At 72.2% G+C, this 9,790-nt stretch carries 8 protein-coding genes and 3 pseudogenes; 8 read left to right on the top strand and 3 right to left on the bottom strand.

Annotated features, from left to right (window positions below; all coding sequences use genetic code 11):
• Window positions 1-33: 33 nt before the first annotated feature.
• The 3 genes and pseudogenes from ACWFR1_RS32810 (at window position 34) to ACWFR1_RS32800 (ending at window position 3,444) form a co-directional block, all read left to right on the top strand.
• Window positions 34-1,107: a hypothetical protein gene (locus ACWFR1_RS32810; protein WP_453557699.1), complete on the top strand. Its 1,074-nt coding sequence runs from the start codon at window positions 34-36 to the stop codon at window positions 1,105-1,107.
• A 298-nt stretch (window positions 1,108-1,405) separates the two neighbouring features.
• Window positions 1,406-2,017: pseudogene (locus tag ACWFR1_RS32805) on the top strand (delta-60 repeat domain-containing protein); the annotation flags it as partial.
• A 110-nt stretch (window positions 2,018-2,127) separates the two neighbouring features.
• Window positions 2,128-3,444 (top strand): hypothetical protein, encoded by a 1,317-nt coding sequence (locus ACWFR1_RS32800; RefSeq protein WP_453557697.1) that lies wholly within the window; start codon window positions 2,128-2,130, stop codon window positions 3,442-3,444.
• Between the two features lie 113 nt (window positions 3,445-3,557).
• Here the strand turns inward: ACWFR1_RS32800 and ACWFR1_RS32795 are convergent, their stop codons facing one another.
• Both ACWFR1_RS32795 and ACWFR1_RS32790 read right to left on the bottom strand, forming a co-directional pair.
• A complete protein-coding gene (locus ACWFR1_RS32795; protein ID WP_453557728.1) occupies window positions 3,558-4,703 on the bottom strand; it encodes an RNA polymerase sigma factor in 1,146 nt (381 codons plus the stop codon).
• An 8-nt stretch (window positions 4,704-4,711) separates the two neighbouring features.
• On the bottom strand, window positions 4,712-5,119 hold the full coding sequence (locus ACWFR1_RS32790; RefSeq protein ID WP_453557695.1) for a YciI family protein: 408 nt from the start codon (window positions 5,117-5,119) through the stop codon (window positions 4,712-4,714).
• Window positions 5,120-5,516: 397 nt separating this feature from the next.
• On the opposite strand from ACWFR1_RS32790, the gene ACWFR1_RS32785 reads away from it, so the two are divergent.
• From ACWFR1_RS32785 to ACWFR1_RS32775, 3 genes are read left to right on the top strand one after another with little or no spacing between them, the layout of a single operon-like run.
• The gene (locus ACWFR1_RS32785) at window positions 5,517-5,858 is read left to right on the top strand and encodes an MFS transporter (protein ID WP_453557693.1); all 342 of its coding nucleotides are present in this window, start codon (window positions 5,517-5,519) and stop codon (window positions 5,856-5,858) included.
• A complete protein-coding gene (locus tag ACWFR1_RS32780; protein WP_453557691.1) occupies window positions 5,855-6,640 on the top strand; it encodes an MFS transporter in 786 nt (261 codons plus the stop codon). Before ACWFR1_RS32785 ends, ACWFR1_RS32780 begins: the two co-directional genes overlap by 4 nt.
• 4 nt (window positions 6,641-6,644) lie before the next feature.
• Entirely contained in the window at window positions 6,645-7,055 is a 411-nt protein-coding gene (locus tag ACWFR1_RS32775; RefSeq protein ID WP_453557689.1) for a hypothetical protein, read from the top strand.
• A 56-nt stretch (window positions 7,056-7,111) separates the two neighbouring features.
• Here ACWFR1_RS32775 and ACWFR1_RS32770 read toward each other — a convergent pair.
• A pseudogene (locus ACWFR1_RS32770) lies at window positions 7,112-7,352 on the bottom strand (winged helix-turn-helix transcriptional regulator); the annotation flags it as partial.
• A 12-nt stretch (window positions 7,353-7,364) separates the two neighbouring features.
• Here ACWFR1_RS32770 and ACWFR1_RS32765 point away from each other — a divergent pair.
• Window positions 7,365-8,542, top strand: a pseudogene (locus tag ACWFR1_RS32765) (MFS transporter).
• 5 nt (window positions 8,543-8,547) lie between these two features.
• A complete protein-coding gene (locus ACWFR1_RS32760) occupies window positions 8,548-9,756 on the top strand; it encodes a hypothetical protein (protein ID WP_453557687.1) in 1,209 nt (402 codons plus the stop codon).
• Window positions 9,757-9,790: the final 34 nt, after the last annotated feature.

The following is a 9,790-nucleotide window of genomic DNA, read 5'->3' as shown; positions in this document are numbered from 1 at the left end:
CCATGTCGTCGATCCTCGCCGGAGGCCGTACCGATGCGTCGCATCCCCACCCGCGGAACCGCTCGTGGTGCCACCCCAGTTCCCCACCGGACCTCTGCAGCCCGCACCCCCTTCCGAACCACGGCGGCCCGCACCGCCGTCCGCGCCCCCGCGGCCCGCACCGCCGTCCGCCTCACCGCCGCCACGCTCCTCCTCACGGCGCTCGCCGCCGTGCCCGGCCCCGCGGCCCTCGCCCGTGACCTGCCCGATTCCTATGTCGTCTCCCGGGCACCCGGGGTGCTCCCGGAGGGCATCGCGATCACCCCGGACGGCACCATGTACGTGTCCTCGGACGGTACGGGAGCCCTCTACCGCGGCCGCGTCGGCCGCCCCGACCTGGAACCCTTCCCGGCGCGCGGCCTGGAGGACCGCCCCAGCACCCTGGGCGTCCACACCGACCGTCGCGGCCGCGTCCTGTCGGTGGGCGGCGCGACGCTGACCGTCCACGACCGTCAGGGACGGCTGCTGGCCACCCGTACCGCCCCCGCCGGACCCCTCGGCCCGCCCGACCTGAACGACCTGGCCGTGACGGAGGACGCCGTGTACGTGACCGACTGGGCCAACCCCGTCGTCCTCCGGGCGAAGATCCGGAACGGCGTCCTCGGCCCACTCGAACCCTGGCTCGACATCCGCTCCGCGTTCCCGGGGTTCCCCGCGCGGTACTGGCTGTTGAACGGCATCGTCGCGAACGAATCGGGCACGGCCCTGCTGGTCGCGTCCAACGGCACGGAGGCCGTCTGGCGGATCGGCACGGCCGACGGGGACGTCAGCCGGCTCGACCTCGGCGAGGAGTCCTTCGGCCCCGACGGCATGGTGCTCCGCGGCACGACCCTGTACGCCGTACTGAACTACGGTGCCCCGCACGGGGTGTACATCGCCCGCCTGGACGAGGAGCTGCGGACGGGCACGGTGACCCATCGCCTCACGGACGGCCCCTTCGACCTGCCGACCACGCTCGCGCGCCACGGCTGCCGCCTGTACGTGGTCAACAGCCAGCTCGACGACCCGCCGGGCCGGCCCCCGTACACGGTCAGCGCCATCCCGGACCCGACGTGCGGCACCGCGTGAAGCCGGGGGAGTAGGAGCCGGTACGGGAGGGGGGACGCCGGTACGGAGGAGGGGACGCCGCTACGGGCGGACGGGCGCTGCCTCGGGCGGGGCGTCGCCGCTCCGGGCGAGGGGGCCACGGCGGTGACGGTTCGCCCGTCCGGCGGGCGGGCGGCCGCTCCGCGCGCTCCCTCGCCGGGGTGGTTCGAGGGGGCCGGTGGGCGCAGTACGGCGCTGCCCGCGGCCCGCGGTCGGGGTTCGGTCACCAAGCTGTGGCCGCTGCTGTCCGCACCCGCTCGACGACGGAGGCTGAACACCCATGACCCCTACACATCCGAGACCCGCGCGGTGGCGCCGAAGGCCACGGGGGAGGGCTGGCGCCTCGGCCGTGTTCGCCGCGGCACTCGTGCTCGCGCTGCCCGGTGCGGCGCTGGCCGCGCCCGGGGATCCGGATCCGACGTTCGGTCCGGACGGCCGCGTGGTCACGCCCTTCCCGGGATACGCGGAGGGCCACGACATCGCGCGGCAGTCGGACGGCAAGCTGGTCGTGGCGGGTCTGAGCGAGGGCGGGTTCGCGCTCGCCCGCTACCTAACCGGCGGAGGACTCGACCCCGCCTTCGGCACGGGCGGTCTGGTGACCAGCGCCTTCGGCGGCGGCGCGCACACGGCGAACGCGGTCGCGATCCAGCCGGCCGACGGGAAGATCGTCGTGGCGGGAACCACCGAGGTGTCTGCGGAGGAGGGGGGAGGCTGCTGCTTCTTCTCCGTGGCCCGCTACCTGCCCGACGGCACCCTGGACCCGGAGTTCGGCGACGGCGGTCGCGTACGGGTCGAGGAGTTCGGCGGATCCGCGGACGGCGCGGACGTGGCCGTGCAGAGCGACGGCCGGATCGTCGCCGCGGGCAAGGGCGCCGGCGGCGGGTTCGCGCTGGTCCGCCTCGACAGCGCAGGCAACCTGGATCCGAGCCTGGGCGGTGACGGCGCGGTCGTCGCCGCTTCACGCCCGGCTCGCCCCAGGAGGCCGGCGGCATCGCCCGGAGCATGGCCCTCCAGCCGGACGGCAAGATCGTCTCGGTCGGGTACGTGGGCAACACCGCCTTCGACATCGGCATCGCCCGCTACCTCCCCGACGGCAGCCTCGACCCCGGCTTCGGCGGTGGCGACGGCATGGTCAGCGCGGACTTCGGCGGCACCGAGTTCGGCAACGCCGTCGCCGTGCAGCCGGACGGCAAGATCCTCGCCGCGGGTTCCGGCGGCGCGGGCTTCGCGCTTCTGCGCTACCACGCCGACGGCAGCCCCGACGCCGGATTCGGCACCGGCGGCCGCACCTCGGTGGCCTTCCCCGGGGACGGCGGGATCGCGTACGCGATGGCCCTGCAGCAGAACGGGAAGATCGTCCTCGCCGGCCGGGCCGACGACCCGAACAGCTCCGAGGCCAACGACTTCGGCCTGACCCGCTTCCACCCCAACGGCACCGTGGACACCGATTTCGGCGGCGACGGCTTCGTGGTCACCGGATTCGGGGACTTCGACGAGGCCCGAGCGGTCCTCGTCCAGCCGGACGGCAGGATCGTCGCGGCCGGCTTCGGCGCGGGCTACGCCTTCGCCCTCGCCCGCTACGAGGGAGGCGACGCCACGACGCCACCGCCGCCGCACGCGGACCTGTCGGTGACGACGAGCACCACGCCCTCCGTGAGCATCGGCGACCGCGTCTCGTACACGGTGACCGTCGCCAACCGGTCGACCTCCACCGCCACCGCGACCGGCGTCACCCTCACGGACACGTTCACGGGCGCCGGCGCGACCCTCGTCTCCGCCACGCCCCAGGGCACGTGCACGACGACCACGACCAGGGCGACCTGCGCCCTCGGCTCGCTGGCCCCGGGCGCGAGCAGGACGGTCACGCTCACGGCCGAACCCCGCTCCGCCGGCACCCTCACGCACACGGCGACCGTCACGGCCACCCAATCCGACCCCACCGCGTCCGACAACACCGCCACCACGAGCACCTCGGTGAACAACGCCCGTGGCTGTACTGTCATCGGCACCAGCGGCCCGGACACCCTGAACGGCGGCTACTCCAACGACGTGATCTGCGGCCTCGGCGGCAACGACATCGTGCGCGCGAGCTACGGCCACGACACCGTCCACGGCGGCTACGGCAACGACAACCTCGACGGCTCCTTCGGTGACGACACGCTCAACGGCGGCCCGGGCAGCGACACCCTGACGGGCTCCTACGGCAACGACCGCCTGACGACCACCGACGGCGTCCTCGCCAACGACACCGCCAACGGCGGCTACGGCACCGACACCTGCACCACCGACCCGGGCGACGCCCGCATCAGCTGCCCCTGACTCACCGTCACCCTCACCACCCCAGGAGCCGACGCCGCCCCACGGCGCCGGCTCCCGCCGTGTTCCCGTCCCGCCGGATCCCTAGCGCGCTCGCCCACAGGCCCTGACGGGCCTCAGCGGGGGCGGTGGGCGTTGAGGCGGGCGGCCTGGCGCGTGAGGTGATCGCGCTCCGCGAGGTTGGGTGCCTGATGTGCGGCCTCGGCGTAGAGCCGCGCCGCCGTCGCCAGGTCGCCGTCGCGTTCGTGGAGGTACGCCGCCACCGCGGCGTACCGGGGGAGTGAGCCGTCCAGGGCCGCGAGCGCCGCGAGACCGGCGCGCGGACCGTCGGCCTCGCCGACCGCGACCGCGCGGTTGAGCCGGACGACCGGGCTGTCGGTCAGGCTGACGAGCTCGTCGTACCACTCCACGACCTGGACCCAGTCGGTCTCCCCTGCGGTGGGCGCGTCGGCGTGGAGTGCGGCGATGGCGGCCTGGGCCTGGTACTCGCCCAGCCGGTCGCGGGCCAGGGCCGTCTGCAGGATCTCGACGCCCTCGCCGATGGCGGCGGTGTCCCATCGGGTCCGGTCCTGCGCGGCGAGCGGGACCAGGCTGCCGTCGGGCGCGGTCCGGGCGGCGCGCCGGGCATGGTGGAGCAGCATGAGGGCGAGCAGGCCCGCGACCTCGGGATGGTCGATGGCAGCCGCCAGCTGCCGGGTGAGCCGGATGGCCTCTCCGGCGAGGTCGACGTCGCCCGAGTAGCCCTCGTTGAAGACCAGATAGAGCACGCGCAGCACGGTGGCGACGTCGCCGGGCTGGTCGAACCGGACGCCGGAGACGGTGCGCTTGGCCCGGCTGATGCGCTGCGCCATGGTCGCCTCGGGGACGAGATAGGCCTGGGCGATCTGGCGGGTGGTGAGCCCGCCGACGGCGCGCAACGTGAGCGCGACCGCCGACGAGGGCGTCAGCGAGGGGTGGGCGCACAGGAAGTAGAGCTGGAGCGTGTCGTCGTCGGTGGCCGAGGGCCCGGGCGGCGGCTCCTGGTCGAGACGGTCCTCGCGCCGACGGCGGGCGGTGTCCGCACGGGCGGCGTCCAGGAACTTGCGCCAGGCCACCGTGACCAGCCAGCCCTTGGGGTCCCGCGGCGGGCCCTCCGGCCAGGTGCGGACGGCTTCGACGAGGGCGTCCTGCACGGCGTCCTCGGCCGCCGCGAAGTCGGCTCCGCGGCGGACGAGAACGGCGAGGACGCTCGGCGCGAGGGTGCGCACCAGGGCGTCGTCCATGTCCGAGGTCACTCGGTGATGGTGGGCGGCGCGGTCAGGAACGGGCGGAGCTCGAGCCACTCGTGGATCGGCTTCCCGCCTGCTCCGGGGGCGGCGGACAGTTCGCCGGCCAGCTCGACGGCGCGCTCGTAGCTGTCGACGTCGATCACCATCCACCCGGCGATCAGGTCCTTCGTCTCGGCGAACGGGCCGTCGGTGACCGGCGGGCGCCCCTCGCCGTCGTACCGGACGAAGGTCCCCTCGGGGGCGAGCGCCTGGCCGTCGACGAACTCACCGGTCTTCTCGAGCCGGGCCGCGAAGTCGTGCATGTACTGCATGTGGGCCGAGATCTCCTCCGGCGTCCACCGGTCCATGGGCACGTCGTTGACGGAGGCCGGGGCGCCTCGGTAGTGCTTCAGCAGCAGGTACTTGGCCATGACGTCTCTCCTTGCTCTGGTGCGGCCCATTCTGGCCGCCTTCACTACGGGGACGGAGCAGGCCACGGCTTCTCGACATCCCCGCCCAAACTTTTTTGGCTAGCCCAGCCCGTCCAGCCCGTCCAGCCCGTCCAGCCCGTCCAGCCCGTCCAGCCCGTCCGGCTCGCCCGGTCGTCCGGGCCGTCGCGATCGGTACCCCTGGAGTGCCTGGGTGACTTCAAAGTGCGTTCTTCCGCGCCTTCCGCCGACGCCGCATGATTCCAGTGGTGACAACAGGGAGCCCGAACCGGCGCGCATTCTGTTGCGAATTCCCACCCGTTCCCCCTGGATATTCTTTCGCGTGCAAGGAGAAATGCTGTGTCCACACTGCAATCACCCTCGGGCAGGCACCGACCGCATGAGCGGGCGCGACTGGGGCGTGCTGTTCGTGCTGTGCGGTGCGATCTTCCTCGAGGGCATCGACGTGGCCATGCTCAATGTGGCCCTGCCCTCGATCCGTGAGGACCTGGACATGTCCACCGGCATGCTCCAGTGGGTGATGAGTGCCTACGTACTCGGTTACGGCGGTTTCATGCTGCTGGGCGGCCGGGCCGCCGACCTGTTCGGACGCCGCCAGATGTTCGTGTTCTGGCTCGTGGTGTTCCTGCTCTTCTCCGGCCTCGGCGGGTTCGCCACGGAGGGCTGGATGCTGATCGTGGCCCGCTTCGTGACCGGCGTCGCGTCGCCGCCGCCTTCATGACCCCCGCGGGCCTGTCCATCATCACCACCGGCTTCGAGGAAGGACCGCAGCGCAACAAGGCCCTCCTGGTCTACTCCGGCACCGCCGCCGGAGGCTTCTCCATCGGCCTGGTGGTCGGCGGTCTGCTGGCCGCGGTCGACTGGCGCTGGGTGTTCTTCGCCCCTGTCGTCCTCACTTCCCTCATCCTCGTCGCCGCGCTCGCCCTCTTCCGAAGTCGCCGCGCCCCCACCGCGCCGGCCAGGGCGTCGACCTCGCCGGGGCGCTCAGTGTCACGGGCGCGATCCTGCTCCTCGTCTTCGGCGTCGAGCGCGCCGCGCACGCCTCGGTGGCCTCGACGACCCTCACGATCGCGGCGGGCCTGGTCCTCTTCCTCGTGTTCGTCGCCGTCGAGCGCCGGTCTGCCTCGCCGCTGGTACGCCTGGGCCTCTTCCGCAGGGCCTCGCTCGTCCGGGCCAACCTGGCCGGCAGCGATCACGATCACCCACAACGCCAGCACCCCCCAGCCTACGATCCTCTTGCGCCTTTCCATCGGGCCTCCCTCCGCAGATCCCCATCAGGTCGATCCCAGACTCCCACCCCCCGAAGGGGCTTTCGTCAGGGCGAAGTTCGAGCCGAGGGCTACTGCCGAGGGCGGCGCACCGCGCCCACTACTCCGCGCGGAGTACGGACGCACCGCCGCCGGTTGCACACGCCGCACGGGTTCCGCTTCCGGAGGTCGTCCTACTCGGGCGGAACTGAGTACCCGCGCTCTGACGCGGGTCCGACCGCGGGCGGAACACTGAGGCCATGAGCGAAGGACAGAGGAAAACGGCTTCCCAGGTGGTGACCGCCGTGGTGCTGGGCGGGGTGGCGATGGCGGCATGGGCTGCCTGGCTGGGCTGGGACCAGCAGCGTGACGTGCATCCCGACGGCTCGACGACGGGCCCGTACGAGGCGTGGCAGGTGATCGGGCTCGGGCTGACCCTGCTGGCTCCGGTGTGCTGGGCGGCCTACCGGGCGGGCGTCGCGGCGGCGGTGCTCGGCACCACCGCCGCACTGACCGTGGCCACCGCCTACGACTGGTCGGACGACGCGAGCGGCCTCTTCGCGCTCGGGGTGGGCATGGTGATGTGCGGAACCCTGGCCGTCACCAGTGCCCTCTCGCTCGTCGTCGTCTCCGTAAGGCGCAAGCGCGAAGCTCGCCGCCCAGGCCGCTGACCCCCGAATCCGAGACGAAGCGGAACACCCCCCACGGGGGGCGAACCCGATCCGTATCAAAGCTTCTGTACGTGGGTGGTGTCGGCGTCGAGGAGGGTGCCGTCGGCGCCGGAGGGCACGACCTCCGGCACCGGCGTGCCGTGCTGGTCGAGAAGGACGAAATGGGCCTTCGCCCGGGGCGAAGGCGTGCTGTTCCCCCCACTGCCGGAGGGTGACGATGACGGGGAACAGGGCGTGCCCGGCGTCGGTGAGCACGTACTCCTGGCGGCGGCCCGACGACGCGGTGCGCTGGGTGAGCTCCTGCTGGCGGTGGTGTGCGGAGTAGCTGTGGCGAGCGTCTACGCCGCACAGCCGGTCCTGGAACCGATGGGACGCTACCTCGGCGTGCCGGCACGGCTCACCGGATGGATCGTCGCGACCGGCCAGTTCGGCTACCTGGCCGGCCTCCTCCTGCTGGTGCCGCTCGGTGACGTGACCGACAGGCGCCGGCTCATCGCGGCGCACCTGGCGGTCATCGCGATGGCCCTGGTCCTGACGGCCTCGGCGTCGGCCGCGCGGGCGGCGTTCGCGGGGATCGCGACGGCCGGGATCTTCGCGGTCGTGGTGCAGACCACGGTGGCCTACGCGGCGTCGGTCTCGCCGCCCGCCGAACGAGGGCGGAACATCGGCGTCGTGACCTCGGGCGTCGTGGTGGGCATCCTCGGTGCCCGCGCCGTCACCGGGGCACTCTCCGACGTATGGGGCTGGCGAAGCGTGTACGCCGTGCTCGCGGCGCTGTCCCTCGGCCTCGCGGTCCTCGTCCTCGCCGCACTCCCACCGGAACGGCGCCCCGGCCCGCCGGTGACGTACAAGCAGGCCGTCACCTCCCAAGGCGAACTGTTCCGGAAGCGCACCTTCCTGACGCGCGGACTCATTGCGTTCTTCCTGTTCGCGTCGTTCGGAACCCTCTGGAGCGGACTGGCCATGTCATTGGCGGACAGGCCATGGGAGCTGACCGAGAGCCAGATCGGACTGCTCGGCATCGCCGGACTCGCCGGCGCCCTCGGCGCGGCGCGCGCGGGCCGGTGGGCGGACGCGGGACGCACGACCCCGGTCACCGGGACCGCGCTCACCCTGCTCATCCTCTCGTGGGCGGCGATCGCCCAGCTGCTGCGATCGCTATGGGTCCTCGTCGCCGGAATCGTGGTCCTCGACTTCGCGGTCCAAGCCGTACACGTAAGCAACCAGCACACCCTCACCGCCGCGCATCCGGCCCGCGTCAGCGGCGTCATCGGCAGCTGCATGGTCTTCTACTCCCTGGGCTCGGCCCTGGGCGCGGCCGCGACCACGGCCGTCCACACCACCCACGGCTGGGCGGGTCCAGCCTCCTCGGCGCAGGATTCGCGGCCTGTGCGCTGGCCGTCTGGGCGGCCGATGCGACTTCGCGTCGGAACGTCATCGCGGCTCGTCGCGACCGCGGCGCGTGCCATGCCACGAGTGAGGCGTAACGCGGGTGAAGGCCCGCAGCCCAAGCTCGCGGGGCACGGATCGTCACCGACGGCTCGAGCGGCTGCGCACAGGGCTGTCGTGTACCCGGCCGCGATTTACTGACGGCTCATCGGATGAAAGGCTGCCCATCATGCTGATCTATGCCTTTCGTGACACCCGCGGCACCTGGCACGGAGATCCGGACGCCGTCATCCATGACATGTCCCCGGGGCGCGGTGTCCTCACCCTCCCAACTGCCGCTCCGGGGCAGGCCCCTGGCTTGTTCGACGGGCAGCGGGTCGAGGTCCTCTACGCGACATGTGACTTAGAAGCGAGTCAGGTGAGTTACCGACTCGAAGACGGCGGCAGCTACCTTGCCTCCTGGCACGTCCACGAGCTGCTGTCTCCGGCCTACCACCCTGCGGACACGGCCCCCGCGACGACTCAGGACACGACAACCGTGAAGGTAGAGATCGCCGGCCCGGACCGCCGCTACAACGTGCACATCGACTTCCTGGCAGAGGGACGTGCCGAGATCGCCGTCGTCGTCTGCACCGCCGACGGAGTGATCCACGGCGAACTCGCCGGGGAAGTCGATGCCCGCGATCTCGGCGAGATCAGCCGCCTTCTGGCAGCCGCCGCGAGGACCGCCCCGGTATCCGCCGTGACGACCGCCTCGGCATCCGCCCTGACGACCGCCTCGGCATCCGCCCTGACGACCGCCCCGGCATCCGCCCTGACGACCGCCCCGGCATCCGCCGTGAAGACCGCCCCGGCAATCGCTGACGCTCCGTCTGGAGTGAAGGCCACCCACCGCGGCCAGGCATGGACCCCGCAAGCCGTCGCTCAACTCCAAGAGCGTCATCGAGCGGGCAAAAGCCCGGAACAACTGGCCGAGGAACTCGGGCGCAGCGAGAACTCCATCCGCTGGAAGCTCTACGGTCTCAAACTCGCGCCGTACCCCGGCGACCTCGTCCCTGCCCCGCGTCCCCCCGCCGAACCGGAAGAGCCCAAGGCGTACACCGTGGAGGAAAAGCGACAGCTGTATCCCCACGCGTACAAGCCCTGGAAGCCGGAGGACGAGGAACGGCTCGCGGAACGCTGCGCCCAAGGTGCTTCTCTGCCCGAACTGGCACGGGAATTCGGCCGCAACGAGGGAGCCATCGCCTCCCGGCTCCTGAAGATCCGAGCTGAAGGGCCGGCCATGGAGGAAGCCTGGGAGTACGGCGGATAGACCGGGCAACGCACTGCCGCCGGCCAGATGCCTG

The organism is Streptomyces sp. NPDC055103 (assembly GCF_053607625.1).
The sequence above is the reverse complement of the archived record's forward strand: the minus strand, read 5'-3'. Positions and strand labels throughout refer to the sequence as shown.

Excerpts from the sequence above, each read along its gene's own strand:
- ACWFR1_RS32780 (WP_453557691.1), top strand. The coding sequence starts at position 5,855 with ATGACCCCCGCGGGCCTGTCCATCATCACCACCGGCTTCGAGGAAGGA.
- ACWFR1_RS32800 (WP_453557697.1), top strand. The coding sequence starts at position 2,128 with ATGGCCCTCCAGCCGGACGGCAAGATCGTCTCGGTCGGGTACGTGGGC.
- ACWFR1_RS32775 (WP_453557689.1), top strand. The coding sequence starts at position 6,645 with ATGAGCGAAGGACAGAGGAAAACGGCTTCCCAGGTGGTGACCGCCGTG.
- ACWFR1_RS32810 (WP_453557699.1), top strand. The coding sequence starts at position 34 with ATGCGTCGCATCCCCACCCGCGGAACCGCTCGTGGTGCCACCCCAGTT.
- ACWFR1_RS32790 (WP_453557695.1), bottom strand. The coding sequence starts at position 5,119 with ATGGCCAAGTACCTGCTGCTGAAGCACTACCGAGGCGCCCCGGCCTCC.
- ACWFR1_RS32785 (WP_453557693.1), top strand. The coding sequence starts at position 5,517 with ATGAGCGGGCGCGACTGGGGCGTGCTGTTCGTGCTGTGCGGTGCGATC.
- ACWFR1_RS32795 (WP_453557728.1), bottom strand. The coding sequence starts at position 4,703 with ATGGACGACGCCCTGGTGCGCACCCTCGCGCCGAGCGTCCTCGCCGTT.